The sequence below is a fragment of the Streptomyces sp. NPDC104106 genome, assembly GCF_055584345.1.
The window spans coordinates 127,430-147,318 of sequence record NZ_JBVJMF010000013.1; the positions used below are offsets into that span (position 1 = coordinate 127,430).

At 73.7% G+C, this 19,889-nt stretch carries 14 protein-coding genes and 1 pseudogene; 13 read left to right on the forward strand and 2 right to left on the reverse strand.

All coding sequences use genetic code 11. The features are described 5' to 3' along the window. Positions 1 to 46 precede the first annotated feature (46 nt). Complete coding sequence (gene serC / locus ACZ60X_RS28000; protein ID WP_469603988.1) at positions 47 to 1,165, reverse strand: phosphoserine transaminase; 1,119 nt, start codon at positions 1,163 to 1,165, stop codon at positions 47 to 49. A gap of 157 nt (positions 1,166 to 1,322) precedes the next feature. Between serC and ACZ60X_RS28005 the strand changes: the two genes are divergently transcribed. The 12 genes and pseudogenes from ACZ60X_RS28005 to ACZ60X_RS28060 all read left to right on the forward strand — a co-directional run bounded on the left by ACZ60X_RS28005 (position 1,323) and on the right by ACZ60X_RS28060 (position 17,807). Then, positions 1,323 to 4,244, forward strand: a complete 2,922-nt coding sequence (locus ACZ60X_RS28005) for an FAD-binding and (Fe-S)-binding domain-containing protein (RefSeq protein ID WP_469603990.1) — start codon at positions 1,323 to 1,325, stop codon at positions 4,242 to 4,244. Positions 4,245 to 4,301: 57 nt separating this feature from the next. Next, positions 4,302 to 5,237, forward strand: a pseudogene (locus tag ACZ60X_RS28010) (ABC transporter ATP-binding protein); the annotation flags it as partial. 143 nt (positions 5,238 to 5,380) lie between these two features. Further along, positions 5,381 to 6,298: an EamA family transporter gene (locus tag ACZ60X_RS28015; protein WP_469604347.1), complete on the forward strand. Its 918-nt coding sequence runs from the start codon at positions 5,381 to 5,383 to the stop codon at positions 6,296 to 6,298. A gap of 124 nt (positions 6,299 to 6,422) precedes the next feature. Continuing rightward, positions 6,423 to 7,220, forward strand: a complete 798-nt coding sequence (locus ACZ60X_RS28020) for a TIGR03084 family metal-binding protein (RefSeq protein ID WP_469603993.1) — start codon at positions 6,423 to 6,425, stop codon at positions 7,218 to 7,220. After that, positions 7,217 to 8,932, forward strand: a complete 1,716-nt coding sequence (locus tag ACZ60X_RS28025; RefSeq protein ID WP_469603996.1) for an acyclic terpene utilization AtuA family protein — start codon at positions 7,217 to 7,219, stop codon at positions 8,930 to 8,932. The genes ACZ60X_RS28020 and ACZ60X_RS28025 overlap by 4 nt, the downstream gene beginning before the upstream one ends. Further along, on the forward strand, positions 8,929 to 10,527 hold the full coding sequence (locus tag ACZ60X_RS28030; RefSeq protein WP_469603999.1) for an acyl-CoA carboxylase subunit beta: 1,599 nt from the start codon (positions 8,929 to 8,931) through the stop codon (positions 10,525 to 10,527). Before ACZ60X_RS28025 ends, ACZ60X_RS28030 begins: the two co-directional genes overlap by 4 nt. A gap of 5 nt (positions 10,528 to 10,532) precedes the next feature. After that, positions 10,533 to 12,386, forward strand: a complete 1,854-nt coding sequence (locus tag ACZ60X_RS28035) for an acetyl/propionyl/methylcrotonyl-CoA carboxylase subunit alpha (protein ID WP_469604002.1) — start codon at positions 10,533 to 10,535, stop codon at positions 12,384 to 12,386. Positions 12,387 to 12,393: 7 nt separating this feature from the next. Next, positions 12,394 to 13,554: an acyl-CoA dehydrogenase family protein gene (locus tag ACZ60X_RS28040; RefSeq protein WP_469604005.1), complete on the forward strand. Its 1,161-nt coding sequence runs from the start codon at positions 12,394 to 12,396 to the stop codon at positions 13,552 to 13,554. A gap of 25 nt (positions 13,555 to 13,579) precedes the next feature. Next, complete coding sequence (locus ACZ60X_RS28045; RefSeq protein WP_469604007.1) at positions 13,580 to 15,160, forward strand: 4-coumarate--CoA ligase family protein; 1,581 nt, start codon at positions 13,580 to 13,582, stop codon at positions 15,158 to 15,160. Further along, complete coding sequence (locus ACZ60X_RS28050; protein WP_469604009.1) at positions 15,157 to 15,894, forward strand: enoyl-CoA hydratase family protein; 738 nt, start codon at positions 15,157 to 15,159, stop codon at positions 15,892 to 15,894. Before ACZ60X_RS28045 ends, ACZ60X_RS28050 begins: the two co-directional genes overlap by 4 nt. 4 nt (positions 15,895 to 15,898) lie before the next feature. Continuing rightward, on the forward strand, positions 15,899 to 16,507 hold the full coding sequence (locus ACZ60X_RS28055; protein ID WP_469604011.1) for a TetR/AcrR family transcriptional regulator: 609 nt from the start codon (positions 15,899 to 15,901) through the stop codon (positions 16,505 to 16,507). A gap of 262 nt (positions 16,508 to 16,769) precedes the next feature. Beyond that, the gene (locus tag ACZ60X_RS28060; protein ID WP_469604014.1) at positions 16,770 to 17,807 is read left to right on the forward strand and encodes an isopenicillin N synthase family dioxygenase; all 1,038 of its coding nucleotides are present in this window, start codon (positions 16,770 to 16,772) and stop codon (positions 17,805 to 17,807) included. A 52-nt stretch (positions 17,808 to 17,859) separates the two neighbouring features. On the opposite strand, the gene ACZ60X_RS28065 is transcribed toward ACZ60X_RS28060, so the two are convergent. After that, positions 17,860 to 18,960: a citrate synthase 2 gene (locus ACZ60X_RS28065; protein ID WP_469604018.1), complete on the reverse strand. Its 1,101-nt coding sequence runs from the start codon at positions 18,958 to 18,960 to the stop codon at positions 17,860 to 17,862. 188 nt (positions 18,961 to 19,148) lie between these two features. Between ACZ60X_RS28065 and pdxH the strand changes: the two genes are divergently transcribed. Continuing rightward, complete coding sequence (gene pdxH, locus ACZ60X_RS28070) at positions 19,149 to 19,844, forward strand: pyridoxamine 5'-phosphate oxidase (RefSeq protein WP_469604021.1); 696 nt, start codon at positions 19,149 to 19,151, stop codon at positions 19,842 to 19,844. Positions 19,845 to 19,889: the final 45 nt, after the last annotated feature.

Sequence of the window (19,889 nt, forward strand, 5' to 3'; positions counted from 1 at the left end):
GCCCGGTGATCACCGGGCGCCCCTCGTCGTCGTGCCGACCGAGAGGTCAGAGCTTCTCGATGACGTAGTCGACGCACTTCGTCAGCGCCTCGACGTCCGCCGGGTCGATCGCGGGGAACATCGCGATCCGCAGCTGGTTGCGGCCGAGCTTGCGGTACGGCTCGGTGTCCACGATGCCGTTCGCGCGGAGCACCTTGGCGACGGCGGCGGCGTCGATCTCGTCGGCGAAGTCGATCGTGCCGATGACCTGCGAGCGCTTGGCCGGGTCGGAGACGAACGGGGTGGCGTACTTGGACTCCTCCGCCCAGGTGTACAGGCGGGTCGAGGAGTCCTTGGTACGGGCCGTGGACCAGGCGAGGCCGCCCTGGCCGTTGAGCCACTCCAGCTGCTCGTTGAGGAGGAACAGGGTGGCGAGGGCCGGGGTGTTGTACGTCTGGTTCTTGCGGGAGTTGTCGATCGCCGTGGGCAGCGAGAAGAACTCGGGCACGTGACGGCCGCTCGCGTGGACGCGCTCGGCGCGCTCGATGGCGGCCGGGGAGAAGACGCCGATCCACAGGCCGCCGTCGGAGGCGAAGGACTTCTGCGGGGCGAAGTAGTAGACGTCCGTCTCGGCGACGTCGACGGGGAGGCCGCCCGCGCCGCTCGTCGCGTCCACGAGGACGAGCGCACCCTCGTCAGCGCCGGCCACCCGCTTGATCGGCATGGCCACACCGGTGGAGGTCTCGTTGTGGGTGAAGGCGTAGACGTCGACGCCCGCCTCGGCCCGCGCCTCCGGGTGCGTGCCGGGGTCGGCGGAGACGACGGTGGGCTCGGCCAGCCAGGGGGCGAGCTTCGCCGCCTTGGCGAACTTGGAGGAGAACTCGCCGAAGCTGAGGTGCTGGGACTTGTTGTCGATCAGACCGTGGGTGGCGATGTCCCAGAAGGCGGTGGAGCCGCCGTTGCCGAGGATCACCTCGTAGCCCTCGGGCAGGGAGAACAGCTCGGAGATGCCCTCGCGGACCTTGCCGACCAGGTTCTTGACGGGCGCCTGGCGGTGGGAGGTACCCAGAAGGGACGTACCGGTCGCGGCGAGGGCGTCCAGCGCCTCGGTGCGCACCTTGGAGGGGCCCGCGCCGAAACGTCCGTCGGCGGGCTTGATGTCAGCGGGAATCTGGATGTCGGCCACGTGTCGGAGGGTATCCGGTGGGCGAAACCGGGCGGAACCGTGTCCGTCGGATGAGACGAGCGTGTCCGGGGGTGGGACTCGTGAATTGGTACGACGATACGGGCGGGGCTGTGGAAAACTTTCGGTGACCGTCCGTGACGGGATGCATCCTGGACGCATGACAGATCTTGCCGACGCATTGCGCAAGGCCGTCCGGGGCGAGGTCGGCTTCGACGTCACCTCCCGGGCGCTGGTCACCATGGACGCGTCCAACTACCGGCGGGTCCCGCTCGGCGTCGTGGCCCCGACAGACGCCGACGACGTCGCCGCCGTGCTGGAGGTGTGCCGGGCGCGCGGGGTGCCGGTGGTGGCGCGCGGCGGCGGCACATCGATCGCCGGGCAGGCGACGGGCACGGGCGTGGTGCTCGACTTCACCCGGCACATGAACGGCCTGCTGTCCCTCGACCCCGGGACGCGCACGGCCGTCGTGCAGCCCGGCCTCGTCCTCGACCGCCTCCAGGAGGCCGCCGCCCCGCACGGCCTGCGCTTCGGTCCCGACCCCTCCACGCACAGCAGGTGCACGCTCGGCGGAATGATCGGCAACAACTCGTGCGGCTCCCACTCGGTCGCCTGGGGCACGACCGCGGACAGCGTGCGCGAGTTGTCCGTCGTCACCGCGCGCGGGCTGCGGCTGCGGCTCGGCCGGGACTGGGCCGGTGCGCCGGAGGGGCTGCGCGAGCTGGCGGCGGGCGAGCGGGCCCGGCTGCGCACCGGCTTCCCGGACCTGCCCCGCCGCATCTCCGGGTACGCGCTGGACGCCCTGCTGCCCGAGAACGGCGCCGACGTCGCCCGCTCCTTCTGCGGCTCCGAGGGCACGCTCGGCATCCTGACGGAGGCGGTCGTACGGCTGGTCGAGGCGCCGCGCGCCCGTGCGCTCGCCGTGCTGGGGTACGGCGACGAGGGCGCCGCCGCGGAGGCCGCCGCCGGGCTCCTGCCGCTCGGCCCGCTGACCGTGGAGGGCATGGCCGCCGACCTCGTGCCCGCACCCGCCGGGCTGCCCCGGGGCGGCGCCTGGCTGTTCGTGGAGACCGGCGGTGACTCGGCGGACGAGGCGCGTGCGCGTGCGGAGCGGATCGTCCGCGCGGCCGACGTCCTCGACTCCCTGGTGGTGACCGACCCCGCCGCCCAGCGCGCGCTGTGGCGCGTCCGCGAGGACGCGAGCGGCACGGCCACGCGCATGCCCGACGGCTCCGAGGCCTGGCCCGGCTGGGAGGACTGCGCGGTGCCGCCCGCCCGGCTCGGGGCCTATCTGCGCGACTTCCGCGCGCTGCTGTCCGCGCACGGCCTGCGGGGCACGCCGTACGGCCACTTCGGCGACGGCTGCATCCACGTCCGCATCGACTTCGACCTGCTCACCGAGACCGGCGTCGGCCGCTTCCGCCGCTTCTCCGAGGAACTGGCCGACCTGGTGGTGGAGCACGGCGGATCACTGTCCGGGGAGCACGGCGACGGACAGGCCCGCGCGGAACTGCTGCCGCGCATGTACGGCGCCGAGACGGTCCGGCTCTTCGAGCGGGCCAAGGCGCTCTGGGACCCCGACGACCTGCTCAACCCTGGCATGCTGGTCCGCCCCGCGCCCCTGGACACCAACCTGCGCTTCGCCGTCCTCCCCGCGAAACCCGTCGACGTGGCTTTCGGCTACCCGGCCGACGGCGGCGACTTCCGCGCTGCCGTCCGCCGCTGCGTGGGCGTGGCGAAATGCCGTACGGCCACGGCGTCCGGCCCCGCCGTCATGTGCCCGTCCTACCGCGCGACCGGCGAGGAGGAGCACTCCACCCGCGGCCGGGCCCGGCTGCTGCACGAGATGCTGGCGGGCGAACTGGTCACCGACGGCTGGCGCTCCACCGAGGTCCGCGACGCCCTCGACCTGTGCCTGTCCTGCAAGGGCTGCCGCTCGGACTGCCCGGTCGGCGTCGACATGGCCACCTACAAGGCCGAGTTCCTGCACCACCACTACGCCGGCCGGCGCCGCCCCGCCGCCCACCACAGCATGGGGCGGCTGCCCGAGTGGCTGCGCTGGGCGGCCCGAACCCGCACGGCCCCGCTGCTCAACGCCCTCGCCGCGGTACGGCCGCTCGCCGCGCTCGGCAAACGCCTGGGCGGGATCGCGGCCGAGCGGGAGATCCCCCGGCTGGCGACGCGGACGTTCACGTCCTGGTGGCGCGCGAGGCGGGCGCCCGTCCTGCCCCCGGGCAAGCTGGTCGTGCTCTGGCCGGACACCTTCACCGAGCATCTGCACCCTGCCGTGGGCCGGGCCGCCGTCCGGGTGCTGGAGGACGCCGGGCTGCGGGTGGTCCTGCCGCCGACGTTGCTGCCGCGCGGGGCGGCGCTCGGCACCGGCCGCGGCAGGTCGGCCGCCGCCCTGCTCACCGCCCGCCGGGCCCGGGTCTGCTGCGGGCTGACGTACGTCTCCACCGGACAACTCGACCGCGCCCGAGCGGTGTTGCGCCGCACCCTGGACCTGATGGAGCCGGTGTTGCGGGCACGCCTCCCGGTCGTCGTCCTGGAACCGAGCTGCGCGGCGGCCCTGCGCACCGACCTGCCCGAGCTGCTGCCCGGCGACCCGCGCGCGGCCGAGCTGTCCGCGGCGGTCCTCACCTTCGCCGAGGCCCTGGAGCGACACGCCCCGCACTGGAAACCACCGGCCGTGGACCGCCCGGTCGCCGGCCAGACCCACTGCCATCAGCACGCCGTGCTCGGCGACACCTCCGACCGCCGGCTGCGCGAGGCCGCGGGCCTCACCGGCGAACTGACCGGCGGCTGCTGCGGACTCGCGGGCAACTTCGGCTTCGAACAAGGCCACTTCGAGGTGTCACGGGCCTGTGCGGAGGACCAGCTCCTGCCCTCGCTCAGGGCGGCCCCCGAGGGCGCGCTCGTCCTGGCCGACGGCTTCTCCTGCCGCACCCAGCTGGAACAGCTCGCCGGGGTGCGGGGACGGCATCTGGCGGAGGTTCTGGCGGAGGCGCTGGAGAAATCCCCGGCCGAGACGGGGAGGAAGGCGACGGGGAAGAAACCGACTGGGAAGAAAGGGGGAGCGTGACGCGGCGGAGGAAGAGCAGTACGACAGGCCAGCCGTGCTGTCCGGCTCTCCGGGAACGTGATCGTCACCGGCCCGAGCGGTGCCGGCAAGTCCACGGTCTCCAAGCTCCTGCTCCGGTTCTACGACCCGGACGCCGGCGAGATCCTGCTGGACGGCGTCCCGCTGCGCGACTTCCCACTGGCCCGCCTGGGCGAGTACATCACCCTGCTGCCGCAGGAGACCCTCGTCCTGCACGACACCGTCCGGGCCAACATCGCCTGCGGCCGCCCCGGTGCCAGCGACCGGGCGATCGTGGAGGCGGCCAGGGCGGCCGACGCCCACGACTTCATCCTCTGGCTCCCCGACGGCTACGACACCAAGGTCGACCCCCACTCGGCCCGGCTGTCCGGCGGCCAGCTCCAGCGGCTGGCCATCGCCCGGGCGATCCTGCGCGACGCCCCGGTGCTGGTCCTGGACGAGCCGACGACGGGTCTGGACGCGATGGCCTCCCGCCGCGTGGTCAAGCCGCTGCGCCGCCTGATGGCCGGGCGTACGACGATCATGATCACCCACGATCTCAACCTCGCCCCCGACGCGGACCGCATCCTGGTGGTGGACCGGGGCCGCATCGTCGAAACCGGCCGCCACGGCGAACTGCTGGCCAGGGGCGGCGCCTACGCCCGGCTGCACCGCTCGCAGAACAACGCGGTCATGGACACCGGGGAGCTGCGCATGCCGCTGTGGGAGGACCGGCAGTCGGCACCGGCGCCCCTCCACGGGTTCGCGCCCGCACCGCAGCCGTACGCCCCGGCGTGGCCGCAGCCCCTGTCCCCGCAGGAGGCGTACGCCCCGGCGCCCGGCCGGCCCAGCGGCCGTACGGATCACACGGGGCCTACGGACGGGGAAGCATGCCGGTCTCTCTTGCCGACGGCCGCCCCCTGTTCCGGGACGAGGAGGACCGGCGGGGAAGGTGACGGGCCCGAGCGGAATCCCAGCATCCGGGACAGTTCCTAAAAGGGTTCACGCTCCTGTCGAAGTCTATTACCCTGGACCTGGTAGTACATCTCGATGGACGTGCTCGCTCAAGCCCAGGACTGCCCGTGACCTCCGCTCCCACCGCCTCCGGCGCCTCCAGTGCCCCTGGCGCCGCCGCGCCGATGCCGACCCTGCCCGCCCCGCCCGGAGCGCCGAGCCGCTTCCGCTCCCTCGGTCCGCTCGGCCCGGTCGGCCTGGTGCTGGCGGGCGGGGTCTCGGTCCAGTTCGGCGGCGCGCTCGCGGTGACGCTGATGCCGAGGGCCGGCGCGCTCGGTGTCGTCACCCTCCGCCTCCTCGCGGCGGCCGTGGTCCTCCTCGTGGTCTGCCGTCCCCGGCTGCGCGGCCACTCCCGCGCCGACTGGGGCACGGTGATCGCGTTCGGCATCGCCATGGGCGCGATGAACGGCCTCTTCTACGAGGCCGTCGCGCGCATCCCGCTGGGTCTGGCGGTCACCCTGGAAGTCCTCGGTCCGCTGACCCTGTCCGTCCTGGCCTCCCGCCGCGCGATCAACGCGCTGTGGGCGGCCCTCGCCCTGCTCGGTGTGTTCCTGCTCGGCGGCGGAGGCTTCAGCGACCTCGACCCCATAGGTGTCGCCTTCGCCCTGTGTGCGGGCGCCATGTGGGCCGTCTACATCCTTTTCAGCGCCCGCACCGGCCGACGCTTCCCTCAGGCGGACGGACTGGCCCTGGCCATGGCAGTGGCCGCGCTCCTCTTCCTCCCCCTGGGTGTCGCCTCGGCGGGCACCCGGCTCCTGAACCCCACCACCGTGGCGCTGGGCTCGGCCGTCGCCCTGCTCTCCTCGGTCCTGCCCTACACCCTCGAACTCCTGGCCCTGCGCCGCCTGCCCGCCTCCACCTTCGCCATCCTGATGAGCCTGGAACCGGCCCTGGCGGCGACGGCCGGCTTCCTGATCCTCGGCCAGTCGTTGTCGTGGACGCAGGCTGCCGCCATCGCCCTGGTCATCTCGGCGAGCATCGGGGCCGTCCGCACCCAGGTGGGCCGGGGTGCGGCCCGGGCGGAGCCGGTACCGGAGGCCTGACGCGGGGCTCCGGCGCGCGTTCCGGCACGGGCTTTTCGTCACCGCGCAGGACCGCCGCACCGCTCCCCATCAATTCATGCAAGCACGCTTGCTTGTTTCTTGCTCCACTGCCATGCTCCCCACCATGGCCGACCCGACGCCCGTCATCGACGACCTGCGTGCCGAGAGCGAGGAACTCGACCTGCTCGTGGCCGAGTTGAGCCCGGAGCGATGGAAGCTGCCCACGCCCGCGCCCGGCTGGAGCGTCGCCCACCAGATCGCGCACCTGGCCTGGACCGACCGCTCGGCCCTGGTCGCCGCCACCGACGCGGACGCCTTCCAGGCGCTGGTCGGCAAGGCGCTCGCCGCCCCCGACGCGTTCGTGGACGAGGGCGCGCAGGAGGGCGCCCGCGTCGCGCCCGGCGCCCTGCTGCGGGCCTGGCGCGCCGGGCGCGAGGATCTGGGCCAGGCGCTGCGCACCGCGCCGCCGGGCGTCCGGTTCCCCTGGTACGGCCCCCCTATGTCCGCCGCCTCCATGGCCACCGCCCGCCTCATGGAGACCTGGGCGCACGGTCTGGACATCGCCGACGCCCTGGGTGTGGTCCGCACACCCACCGCACGGCTCAGGCATGTGGCCCGGCTCGGGGTCCGTACCCGGGACTTCGCCTACACCGTCCACGGACTCACCCCGCCCGCCGACGAGTTCCGCGTGGAGCTGGCGGCACCCTGCGGCGACTCGTGGACGTACGGACCCGAAGACGCCCCGCAGCGCGTCACCGGCCCCGCCCTCGACTTCTGTCTCCTCGTCACCCAGCGCGCCCACCGCGCCGACCTCGCCCTGGCCGCCGTCGGACCGGACGCCGACCGCTGGCTCGACATCGCCCAGGCCTTCGCGGGCCCGCCCGGCGCCGGCCGCCCGCCGGGAAAGGGGGCCGGGCGGTGAGCGTCCTGCGCGTCGGCAACTTCTCCGGCTTCTACGGCGACCGCTCCGACGCCCTGCGCGAGATGCTCACCGGCGGCGAACTCGACGTCCTCACCGGCGACTACCTCGCCGAACTCACCATGCTGATCCTCGCCCGCGACCGGCTGAAGGACCCCGGTGCCGGGTACGCCCGCACCTTCCCGCGCCAGCTGGAGGACTGCCTCGGGCTCGCCCACGAGCGGCAGGTCAGGATCGTCACCAACGCCGGAGGGCTGAACCCGGCCGGGCTCGCGGCGGCCGTGCGGGAGCTGGCCGAGCGGCTGGGGATCCCGGTCCGGGTCGCGCACGTCGAGGGGGACGACCTCACCGGCTCCCTCCCCCGGGCTCTCGGCTCCGCTGGAGCAGGGGGGAGTCCCATCGGCGCCCTCGCCGCCCACGCCTACCTCGGCGGCCTCGGCATCGCCGAGTGCCTGCGGGCCGGTGCGGACATCGTCGTCACCGGGCGGGTGACGGACGCGGCCCTGGTCACCGGGCCCGCCGCCGCGCACTTCGGCTGGGGCACGGGGGAGTACGACAAGCTCGCGGGCGCCGTCGTCGCGGGGCACGTGCTGGAGTGCGGCACGCAGGCGACCGGCGGGAACTACTCCTTCTTCCGGGAGGCGGACGTGCGCCGGCCCGGGTTCCCGCTCGCCGAGATCCACGCCGACGGCAGCAGTGTCATCACCAAGCACCCCGGCACCGGCGGCCTGGTCGACGTCGGCACGGTCACCGCGCAGCTGCTGTACGAGACCGCTGGCGGGCGGTATGCCGGGCCCGACGTGACCGCCCGGCTGGACACCGTACGGCTGAGCCAGGACGGGCCGGACCGCGTGCGGATCGAGGGGGTGCGGGGCGAAGCGCCGCCGCCGGCCCTGAAGGTCGGGATCAACCGGCTCGGCGGTTTCCGCAACGAGGTCGTCTTCGTCCTCACCGGGCTCGACATCGAGGCCAAGGCCGGACTCGTGCGGCAACAGCTCGGTGACGCGCTCGCCGCGTCGCCCCCCGCCGAGGTGCGCTGGGAACTCGTGCGGACCGATCGCGCCGACGCCGACACCGAGGAGACGGCCAGCGCCCTGCTGCGGCTCGTCGTACGGGACCCGGACGAGCGGGTCGTCGGGCGGGCGCTGGGCGCGGCCGCCGTGGAGCTGGCGCTGGCCAGCTACCCGGGGTTCCATGTGCTGTCCCCACCGGGCAAGGGCTCGCCTTATGGGGTGTTCGAGGATGTGTACGTCCCCCATGGTGCCGTCGACCATGTGGCCGTCCTCCACGACGGCCGTCGCATCCCTGTGCCCGTGCCCCAGGACACCCGGCCCCTCGACGCCGTACCGGAGCCGGAGCTTCCCGCGTCCCTCGCGCCGGGGCCGACCCGTCGCGCCCCTCTCGGTCTGGTCGCCGGGGCACGCAGCGGGGACAAGGGCGGGAACGCCAACGTCGGCGTCTGGGCCCGTACCGAGCAGGCCTGGCGGTGGCTCGCGCACGAGCTGACCGCCGAGAGGTTCCGGCAGCTGGTCCCCGAGAGCGGGGACCTGCCCGTCACCCGGCATCTGCTGCCGAACCTCCGCGCGGTCAACTTCGTCGTCGAGGGCATCCTCGGCGCGGGCGTCGCCGCGCAGGCCCGTTTCGACCCGCAGGCCAAGGCACTCGGCGAATGGCTGCGCTCCCGCCACCTGGACATCCCGGAGGCCCTGCTGTGACCGTCCTGACCTCGGCCCTGGACCCGGCCGGTCCCGACTACCGGGCGTACCGCGAGGCCATGCTCGCCAAGCTCGCCGAACTCGACGCCGAGCACGCCAAGGCGCTCGCGGGCGGCGGCGAGAAGTACGTCCGGCGGCACCGCGAGCGCGGCAAGCTGCTCGCCCGGGAGCGGATCGAGCTGCTGCTCGACCCCGACACGCCGTTCCTGGAGCTGTCCCCGCTCGCCGCCTGGGGCAGCGACTACGCGGTCGGTGCCTCGCTCGTCACCGGGATCGGGGTGGTCGAGGGCATGGAGTGCCTGATCACCGCCAACGACCCGACCGTGCGCGGCGGCGCGAGCAATCCGTGGAGCCTGCGGAAGGCCCTGCGCGCCGACGACATCGCGCTCGCCAACCGGCTGCCCTGCATCAGCCTGGTGGAGTCGGGCGGAGCCGACCTGCCGTCGCAGAAGGAGATCTTCATCCCCGGCGGCGCCATCTTCCGCGACCTCACCCGCCTGTCCGCCGCCGGCATCCCGACCATCGCGGTCGTCTTCGGCAACTCGACGGCCGGCGGCGCGTACATCCCCGGCATGTCCGACCACGTGATCATGGTCAAGGAGCGGGCGAAGGTCTTCCTGGGCGGTCCGCCGCTGGTGAAGATGGCCACCGGCGAGGAGAGCGACGACGAGTCCCTGGGCGGCGCCGAGATGCACGCGCGCGTGTCCGGTCTCGCCGACTACTTCGCGGTGGATGAACCGGACGCCCTGCGGCAGGCCCGCCGCGTGGTCGCCCGGCTCAACCACCGCAAGGCGTACCCGGACCCCGGGCCGGCGGTCCCGCCCGCGTACGACGAGGACGAGCTGCTGGGCATCGTCCCCGGCGACCTGAAGACCCCCTTCGACCCGCGCGAGGTCATCGCCCGGATCGTGGACGCCTCCGACTTCGACGAGTTCAAGCCGCTGTACGGGACGAGCCTGGTCACCGGCTGGGCATCCCTGCACGGCTACCCCGTCGGCGTCCTCGCCAACGCCCAGGGCGTCCTGTTCAGCGCCGAGTCGCAGAAGGCCGCCCAGTTCGTCCAGCTCGCCAACCAGCGCGACATCCCGCTGGTGTTCCTGCACAACACCACCGGCTACATGGTCGGCAAGGAGTACGAGCAGGGCGGGATCATCAAGCACGGCGCCATGATGATCAACGCGGTCAGCAACAGCCGGGTCCCGCATCTGTCCGTCCTCATGGGGGCGTCGTACGGCGCCGGGCACTACGGCATGTGCGGGCGCGCCTACGACCCGCGCTTCCTGTTCGCCTGGCCCAGCGCCAAGTCGGCCGTCATGGGCCCCCAGCAGCTCGCCGGTGTGCTGTCGATCGTCGCCCGCCAGTCGGCGGCGGCGAAGGGACAGCCGTACGACGAGGACGCGGACGCGGCCCTGCGCGCGATGGTGGAGCGGCAGATCGAGTCCGAGTCGCTGCCGATGTTCCTGTCCGGGCGGCTGTACGACGACGGCGTCATCGACCCGCGCGACACCCGTACCGTCCTCGGCCTGTGCCTGTCCGCCATCCACACCGCCCCGTACGAGGGCGCGCGTGGCGGCTTCGGCGTCTTCCGGATGTGAGGTCCATGATCCAGACATTGCTGGTCGCCAACCGGGGCGAGATCGCCTGCCGGATCTTCCGCACCTGTCGTGAGTTGGGGATCCGGACGGTCGCCGTGCACTCGGACGCCGACGAGAACGCGCTCCACGCGCGCGTGGCCGACGCGGCCGTACGGCTGCCGGGGGCGGCGCCCGCCGACACCTATCTGCGCGGCGACCTGGTCGTCGAGGCCGCGCTGGCCGCCGGCGCGGACGCCGTGCACCCCGGCTACGGCTTCCTCTCCGAGAACGCCGGCTTCGCGCGCGCGGTCCTCGACGCCGGGCTGACCTGGATCGGGCCGCCCCCCGAGGCGATCGAGGCGATGGCGTCCAAGACCCGGGCCAAAGAGCTGATGGGGATCGCGCCCCTCGACGCGGCCGAGGTCACCGAGGCGGAGCTGCCGGTCCTGGTGAAGGCGGCTGCGGGCGGCGGAGGGCGCGGGATGCGGATCGTGCGCCGGCTGGAGGAGCTGGGCGCGGCGCTGGAGGGCGCGCGCGCCGAGGCCGCGAGCGCCTTCGGCGACGGCGAGGTCTTCGTGGAGCCGTACCTGGAGCACGGCCGCCACGTGGAGGTGCAGGTCCTCGCCGACACCCACGGCACGGTCTGGCCGCTGGGCACCCGCGACTGCTCCCTCCAGCGCCGCCACCAGAAGGTCATCGAGGAGGCCCCGGCGCCCGGGCTCCCCGAAGCGCTCACGCAGGACCTGTACGCGCTGGCCGTGCAGGCCGCGCACGCCGTCGCGTACGCGGGTGCCGGCACCGTCGAGTTCCTCGTCGCCGACGGCCGCGCGCACTTCCTGGAGATGAACACCCGCCTCCAGGTCGAACACCCCGTCACGGAGGAGGTGTTCGGGCTCGACCTGGTCGCCGAGCAGATCCGTGTCGCCGAGGGCCACGCGCTCCCGAAAGAACCCCCACGCGCGCGTGGGCACGCCGTCGAGGCCCGCCTGTACGCCGAGGACCCCGCGCGGGGCTGGGCCCCGCAGACCGGCATCCTGCACCGGCTCGCCGTACCGGCCGGCGTCCGCCTGGACACCGGCTACACCGACGGCGACCCGATCGGCGTCCACTACGACCCGATGCTCGCCAAGGTCGTCGCCCACGCCCCCACGCGCGCGGAGGCCGTCCGCAGGCTCGCCGGCGCCCTGGAGGCCGCGGTGCTCCACGGCCCCGCCACCAACCGGGACCTGCTGGTCCGCTCCCTGCGCCACGAGGAGTTCGCGGCCGCCCGCATGGACACCGGCTTCTACGCCCGCCACCTCACCGCTCTCACGGCCCCGGCGCCCGACCCGTACGCGCCCCTGGCCGCCGCCCTGGCCGACGCCCACGGCCGCTCCCGCTTCGGCGGCTGGCGCAATCTGCCGTCGCGGCCGCAGGTCAAGCGGTACGAGATGGCGGGGCAGGAGCACGAGGTCAGATACACGCACACGCGCGGCGGGCTCACGGCCGACGGTGTCCGGGTCGTGCACGCGGGCGCGCGCGTGGTCGTCCTCGACGTGGACGGCGTCCGGCGCCGGTACGAGGTCTCCGCGTACGGCGACCAGGTCCATGTCAACGCCGTGCGCCTCACCGCCCTGCCCCGCTTCCCCGACCCCACGGCCCACCTCGCACCGGGCTCCCTGCTGGCCCCGATGCCGGGCACGGTCGTCCGCCTCGCCGACGGCCTGGCCGAAGGAGTGGCCGTCGAGGCGGGCGGGCCGCTGATCTGGCTGGAGGCGATGAAGATGCAGCACCGGATCCCGGCCCCGGTCACGGGCACGCTGACGGCCCTGCACGTCAAGCCGGGCCAGCAGGTGGAACCAGGAACGCTGCTCGCCGTCGTGCGGGAAACCCCTTCTTAGGAGCGCCATGTCCGCCGTCATCGAAACCGAAGAGCACCGAGCCCTCCGCTCGGCGGTAGCCGCCCTCGGCAAGCGCTACGGCCGCGACTACCTCGTCCGGACCGTCGCCGAGGGCAAGCCCCCCGCCGAACTCTGGTCCGAGGCGGGCAAGCTCGGCTACCTCGGCGTCAACCTGCCGCAGGAGTACGGCGGCGGGGGCGCCGGCATCACCGAACTCGCCATCGTCCTCGAAGAGCTGGGCGCGGCGGGCTCGCCCCTGCTGATGCTCGTGGTGTCCCCCGCCATCTGCGGCACCGTGATCTCCCGCTTCGGCACGGACGCCCAGAAGCAGCGGTGGCTCCCCGGGCTCGCCGACGGCACCCGGCTCATGGCCTTCGGCATCACCGAACCCGACGCCGGATCCAACTCCCACCGCATCACCACCACCGCCCGCCGCGACGGCACCGACTGGCTCCTCACCGGCCGCAAGGTCTTCATCTCCGGCGTCGACATGGCCGACGCGGTCCTCGTCGTCGGCCGCACCGAAGACGCCCGCACCGGACGCCTCAAGCCCTGCCTGTTCATCGTCCCGACCGACGCCGAGGGCTTCGGCAAGCGGCCGATCCACATGGAACTGAGCGCGGCGGAGAAGCAGTTCGAGCTGGTCCTGGACGACGTACGGCTGCCCGCCGACGCGCTCGTCGGCGACGAGGACGCGGGGCTGCTCCAGCTGTTCGCCGGGCTGAACCCCGAGCGCGTCATGACCGCCGCCTTCGCCATCGGGATGGGCCGGTACGCGCTCGGCAGGGCCGTCGAGTACGCGCGCGACCGCACCGTCTGGAAGGCCCCCATCGGCGCCCACCAGGCCATCGCGCACCCCCTCGCGCAGGCGCACATCGACCTGGAGCTGGCCCGGCTGATGACGCAGAAGGCCGCCCACCTGTACGACGCCGGTGACGACATGGGCGCGGGCGAGGCCGCCAACATGGCGAAGTACGCGGCCGGGGAGGCCTGTGTGAAGGCCGTCGACCAGGCGGTGCACACCCTCGGCGGCAACGGCCTCACGCGCGAGTTCGGCCTCGCCTCGCTGATAACGGCCGCGCGCGTGGCTCGCATCGCCCCGGTGAGCCGGGAGATGATTCTCAACTACGTCTCCCACCAGACGCTCGGCCTGCCCAAGTCGTACTGAGCACCCCGTGGTGCGAGGAGGAACCGTGTTCCGCAGCGAGTACGCAGACGTCCCGCCCGTAGAACTCCCCATCCACGAGGCCGTCCTGGGCCGGGCGGCCGAGTTCGGCGACCTGCCCGCGCTGGTCGACGGCACGGACGGCACCACGCTCACGTACGAGCAGGTGGACCGGTTCCACCGGCGCGTCGCCGCCGGGCTCGCCGAGGCCGGCGTCCGCAAGGGCGACGTCCTCGCCCTGCACAGCCCCAACACGATCGCCTTCCCGACCGCCTTCTACGCGGCCACGCGCGCGGGCGCCGCCGTCACCACGACGCACCCGCTCGCCACACCCGAGGAGTTCGCCACCCAGCTCCGCGACAGCGGTGCCCGCTGGATCGTCACGGTCTCGCCCCTGCTCGGCACCGCCCGCCGGGCCGCCGAACTCGCGGGCGGCGTACGGGAGATCTTCGTCTGCGACAGCGCGAGCGGACACCGCTCCCTGACCGACATGCTCAGCCGCACCGCCCCCGAGCCACAGCCGGGCATCGCCCCGGCCGAGGACATAGCCGCGCTGCCGTACTCCTCGGGCACGACGGGCGTCCCCAAGGGCGTCATGCTCACCCACCGGCAGATCGCCACCAACCTCGCCCAGCTGGAGCCCGCCGTCCCTGCCGGACCCGGCGACCGCATCCTCGCCGTCCTGCCCTTCTTCCACATCTACGGCCTCACCGCCCTGATGAACGCGCCGCTGCGCAAGGGCGCCACCGTCGTCGTCCTGCCCCGCTTCGAGCTGGAGACCTTCCTCGCGGCCATCCAGAACCACCGCATCACCGGCCTGTACGTCGCCCCGCCGATCGTCCTCGCCCTCGCCAAGCACCCGGCGGTCGCCGCCTACGACCTGTCCTCGCTGAAGTACGTCATCAGCGCCGCCGCCCCGCTGGACGCGCGCCTCGCGCGCGCGTGCGCGAAGCGGCTCGGCCTGCCCCCGATCGGCCAGGCCTACGGCATGACCGAACTGTCCCCCGGCACCCACGTCGTCCCCCTGGACCGCCTGCACACCGCCCCCGCGGGCACGGTCGGCCGCCTCGTCGCCGGCACCGAGATGCGGATCGTCTCCCTGGACGACCCCGGCAAGGACCTCGCCGCCGGCGAGCCCGGCGAGATCCTGATCCGCGGCCCCCAGGTCATGAAGGGCTACCTCGGCCGCCCCGACGCGACCGCCGCCATGATCGACACCGACGGCTGGCTGCACACCGGAGACGTCGGGTACGTCGACGAGGGCGGCTGGCTCTACGTCGTGGACCGCGTGAAGGAACTGATCAAGTACAAGGGCTTCCAGGTGGCCCCCGCCGAACTCGAGGCGCTGCTCCTCGGCCACCCCGGCATCGCCGACGCCGCCGTCATCGGCGGCGCCGACGAGAACGGCAGCGAGATCCCGCACGCCTTCGTCGTCCGCCGGGCGGAGGCCGCCGGGGCCCTGACGGAGAACGAGATCATGCTGTACGTCGCCGAGCGCGTCGCGCCCTACAAGCGCGTCCGCCGGATCACCTTCGTCGACACCGTCCCGCGCGCGGCCTCCGGCAAGATCCTGCGCCGCGAACTCAGGGACCGCAGGGAGCGCCCGTGACCACACCGATCGGCCGCACGCGCGCGCGGGGCGTCGAGACGCTCAGCCTCGACGCCACCGGCACCCGCAACGCCCTCTCGGCGGCCCTCGTCTGCGGCCTGGCGAGCGCCCTGGCCGACTGCGCCGCGGACGAGGACGTACGGGCCGTCGTCCTCACCCACACCGGCACCACCTTCAGCGCGGGCGCCGACCTGCGCGACCCGCCGCGCCCGGACGCGCTGGTGGGGCTGCTCCGACAGATCGTGGAGCTGCCCAAGCCGGTCGTCGCCCGGGTCACCGGCCACGTCCGCGCGGGCGGCCTCGGCCTGCTCGCCGCCTGCGACATCGCCGCCGCGTCCGACACGGCGACCTTCGCCTTCACCGAGGTCCGCATCGGGGTCGCGCCCGCGGTGATCTCGCTGCCGCTGATCCCGCGCACCGACCCCCGCGCCCTGGCCCGCCACTACCTCACCGGTGAACGCTTCGACGCGCCCGAGGCCGTACGCCTGGGCCTGCTCACGACGGCGGCGCCGGACGTGGACGACGCCCTCGCCCCGATCCTCGACGGTCTGCGCCGCTGCGAACCCCAGGCCCTGGCCGAGACGAAACGGCTGCTCACGGCTAGGGTGCTGGAGACGTTCGACCGGGACGCGGCCCAGCTGACCGCGCTCTCGGCCCGGCTGTTCGCCTCCGGCCCGGCCCGGGAGGGGATGACGGCCTTCCTGGAGAAACGGGACGCGGCATGGGTGGTGTGACCGGATGAGCATGACGGCGGAACGCGACCGGGCGCCCAAACAGGACCGCAGCCGGGCCACCCGGCAGCGGTTGCTTCAGGCCGCCGTGGCGTGCCTGGCCGAACACGGCTGGGCGGGCTCCACCGTCTCGGCCGTCGCCGAACGCGCCGGCGTCTCCCGGGGCGCCGCCCAGCACCACTTCCCGACCCGCGAGGACCTGTTCACCGCGGCCGTCGAGTACGTCGCCGAGGAGCGCTCCACCGCGCTGCGGGCGCTCTTCCCGGCCGGCCCCGGCGGCGCCGCCGCGCGCCGGGACGCCGTCGCGGCGATCGTCGGCCTCTACACCGGCCCCCTCTTCCGCGCCGCGCTGCACCTGTGGGTCGCCGCCTCGAACGAGGACCAGCTCCGCGCGCGCGTGACCGAACTGGAGGCGCGCGTCGGCCGCGAGAGCCACCGCATCGCCGTCGAACTCCTCGGCGCCGACGAGTCCCGCCCCGGCGTCCGCGAAACCGTCCAGGGCCTGCTCGACATGGCCCGCGGCCTCGGTCTCGCCAACCTCCTCACCGACGACACCGCCCGCCGCGAACGCGTCGTCGCCCAGTGGGCCGACCTGCTGGACCAGGCGCTCGGCTGAGGCGAGGCACGCCGTGAGCGAGGCGCACAGGCCGGTGAGGCGGGCCACATCCGTATCCGGCGGCGCGCAGTACCCTTGCCGCATGCCTCCGATGCTCGTCCGCCGCCGCCACGTGGACTACGTGCGCGTCACGAGCATGGGCTGTCCGCGCCACCGCGCCTGACCAGCCCCCTGCGTTCATCTCCTTCCTTCCCTTTTCCGGCACCGGGGGCCGCCTCACCCTCGGCGGCCACCCGTGCCCCGTACACCCTGCGGACGCACCATGACCTCGCACAGCCAGGCGGCGACCCCGTCGTTCGACCAGCTCCCGATCATCGACCTGTCGGCCGCCGACCGCGGCCCCCAGGCCCGTGCCCTGCTCCACGCCCAGCTGCACAGCGCCGCGCACGACGTCGGCTTCTTCCAGCTCGTCGGACACGGCGTCACCCGGGCCGAGACCGACGCGCTGCTCACCGCCATGCGCGCCTTCTTCGCCCTCCCGGAGGCCGACCGGCTCGCCCTCGACAACGTCAACTCCCCGCACTTCCGCGGCTATACGCGCACCGGCGACGAACGCACCGCCGGCGCCCGCGACTGGCGCGACCAGCTCGACATCGGCGCCGAGCGCCCCGCCCGCGTCCCGGGCCCCGGCGAGCCGCCGTACTGGTGGCTCCAGGGCCCCAACCAGTGGCCGGCCGCCCTGCCCGAGCTGCGCACCGCCGCGCTGGCCTGGATCGACAGGCTGAGCGCGGTCGCGGACCGCCTCCTGCGCGAACTGCTGACGTCGATCGGCGCACCGGCCGGCTTCTACGACCCGGTCTTCGGCGAGCACGCCCATCCGCACCTCAAGCTCGTCCGCTACCCCGGCAGCGCGGGCGACGGCACCGACCAGGGCGTCGGCGCCCACAAGGACTACGGCTTCCTGACCCTGCTCCTGCAGGACACGGTCGGCGGCCTGCAGGTCCAGCGCGAGGACGGCCTCTTCCACGACGTGCCGCCCGTCGAGGGCGCCTTCGTGGTCAACCTGGGCGAACTGCTGGAGGTGGCGACCGACGGCTATCTGCTGGCCACCAACCACCGCGTGGTCAGCCCGCCCGGAGCGACGGAACGCTTCTCGGTGCCCTTCTTCTACAACCCCCGCCTGGACGCCCGGATATCCCCGCTGCCCTTCCCGCACGCGCCGGCGGCCCCCGGCGTCACCACCGACCCCGCCAACCCGCTGTACGCCGAGTACGGCTACAACGAGTTGAAGGGCAAGCTGCGGGCGCACCCGCTGGTGGCCGAGCGGCACCACGCGGAGTTGCCGGCACCGGCGGCGTGAACGGGTTCGGGGGCGCGGGGCGCAGGCCGCCCACGCGCCCCGAGCACGCCTCTCAGCGGGCGATGTCCGCGTAACCCTCGATGTCCCGCGGACTGCGCGCCCCCGGCCCCACGTACCTCGCCGACGGCCGCACCAGCCGCCCCGTCCGCTTCTGCTCGAGGATGTGCGCCGACCAGCCTGCGGTGCGGGCGCACGTGAACATCGACGTGAACATGTGCGCCGGCACCTCGGCGAAGTCCAGCGTGATCGCCGCCCAGAACTCCACATTGGTGGCGAGCACCCGGTCCGGCCGCCGGTTGTGCAGTTCCTCCAGCGCGGCCTTCTCCAGCGCCTCCGCCACCTCGAACCGCGGCGCCCCCAACTCCCGTGCGGTGCGCCGCAGTACGCGCGCGCGGGGGTCCTCGGCCCGGTACACCCGGTGCCCGAAGCCCATGAGTCGCTCACCCCGGTCCAGGGCCCGGCGCACGTACCCCTCCGCGTCCCCGGTGCGCTCGATCTCCTCGATCATCCCGAGCACCCGGGACGGCGCGCCGCCGTGCAGCGGCCCGGACATGGCGCCCACCGCCCCCGACAGCGCGGCGGCGACGTCCGCTCCGGTCGAGGCGATCACCCGCGCGGTGAAGGTGGAGGCGTTCATGCCGTGCTCGGCGGCGGAGGTCCAGTAGGCGTCGACGGCCGCGACGTGCTTCGGGTCCGGCTCGCCCCGCCAGCGGATCATGAACCGCTCGACCACGGACCGCGCCTTGTCGATCTCCCGCTGCGGCACCATCGGCCGCGACTGCCCGCGCGCGGACTGGGCGACGTACGACAGCGCCATCACGGCGGCCCGCGCGAGATCGTCCCGCGCCTGCCGCTCGTCGATGTCGAGCAGCGGCTTCAGACCCCACACCGGCGCGAGCATGGCCAGTGCCGACTGCACGTCCACGCGGATGTCACCGGAGTGCACCGGGATCGGGAACGGCTCGGCGGGCGGCAGGCCGGGGTTGAAGGCGCCGTCGACCAGCAGCCCCCACACGTTCCCGAACGAGACGTGCCCGACCAGGTCCTCGATGTCGACGCCCCGGTAGCGCAGGGCGCCGCCCTCCTTGTCCGGCTCGGCGATCTCCGTCTCGAACGCGACGACTCCCTCGAGTCCGGGTACGAAATCGGACATCAGGCGGCTCCTCGTGATGTGTCGGGCGGTGGTCACCCCGGTGATGCCCGGATCGGCAGGTCACCCAACCGCGGGGAAGCAGCACGATATCCCTCGGTGCCAGGGAGCGGGAGTCCGAACGACACTCAGTGCCATGACTGTTCGAGATACCGCGACGGTGGATCGGGCGGGTACGGCAAGATGACCGCGTGACCGACCGCGACCCCCTCCTGGACTCCCTGGACCCCGCCCTCGATCCCGCCGCCATGCGCAAGCAGTACCGGATCGACGGCCTCGACGAGCATGACCTCGCCGCCCACCCCATGGACCAGTTCACCCGCTGGTTCGAGGACGCCGCCCGCGCGGCCCTGCACGGCACGCTCTACGAGCCCAACGCGATGGTCGTCTCCACGGCGGACGCCGCGGGCCGCCCCAGCTCCCGCACGGTCCTGATGAAGCGGTACGACACCGACGGCTTCGTCTTCTACACCAACTACGACTCCCGCAAGGCCCGCGACCTCGCCGAGAACCCGCACGTCTCGCTGCTGTTCCCCTGGCACCCGCTCGCCCGCCAGGTGATCGTCACCGGCACCGCCCGCCGCACCGGCCGCGACGAGACCGCCGCGTACTTCCGCACCCGCCCGCACGGCTCGCAGCTCGGCGCCTGGGCCAGCGCCCAGTCCGCGGTGATCGCCTCCCGCGCCGAGCTGGACGCCGCCTACGCGGACCTGCAGGCGCGCTACCCCGAGGACGAACAGGTACCGGTCCCGCCGCACTGGGGCGGCTTTCGCGTCGCCCCCGAGACGGTCGAGTTCTGGCAGGGCCGCGAGAACCGCCTCCACGACCGCCTGCGCTACGTCTTGCGGCCGGACGGCAGCTGGGCGGTGGAGCGGCTCAGCCCCTGACCGTCCACCGGGGCGAAACGCAGACGACCCGCGGGCTGGGTTCCT

Coding starts and splice junctions, on each gene's coding strand:
- ACZ60X_RS28055 (WP_469604011.1), top strand. CDS start 15,899: ATGAGCATGACGGCGGAACGCGACCGGGCGCCCAAACAGGACCGCAGC.
- ACZ60X_RS28065 (WP_469604018.1), bottom strand. CDS start 18,960: ATGTCCGATTTCGTACCCGGACTCGAGGGAGTCGTCGCGTTCGAGACG.
- ACZ60X_RS28060 (WP_469604014.1), top strand. CDS start 16,770: ATGACCTCGCACAGCCAGGCGGCGACCCCGTCGTTCGACCAGCTCCCG.
- ACZ60X_RS28005 (WP_469603990.1), top strand. CDS start 1,323: ATGACAGATCTTGCCGACGCATTGCGCAAGGCCGTCCGGGGCGAGGTC.
- ACZ60X_RS28015 (WP_469604347.1), top strand. CDS start 5,381: ATGCCGACCCTGCCCGCCCCGCCCGGAGCGCCGAGCCGCTTCCGCTCC.
- ACZ60X_RS28020 (WP_469603993.1), top strand. CDS start 6,423: ATGGCCGACCCGACGCCCGTCATCGACGACCTGCGTGCCGAGAGCGAG.
- ACZ60X_RS28035 (WP_469604002.1), top strand. CDS start 10,533: ATGATCCAGACATTGCTGGTCGCCAACCGGGGCGAGATCGCCTGCCGG.
- ACZ60X_RS28040 (WP_469604005.1), top strand. CDS start 12,394: ATGTCCGCCGTCATCGAAACCGAAGAGCACCGAGCCCTCCGCTCGGCG.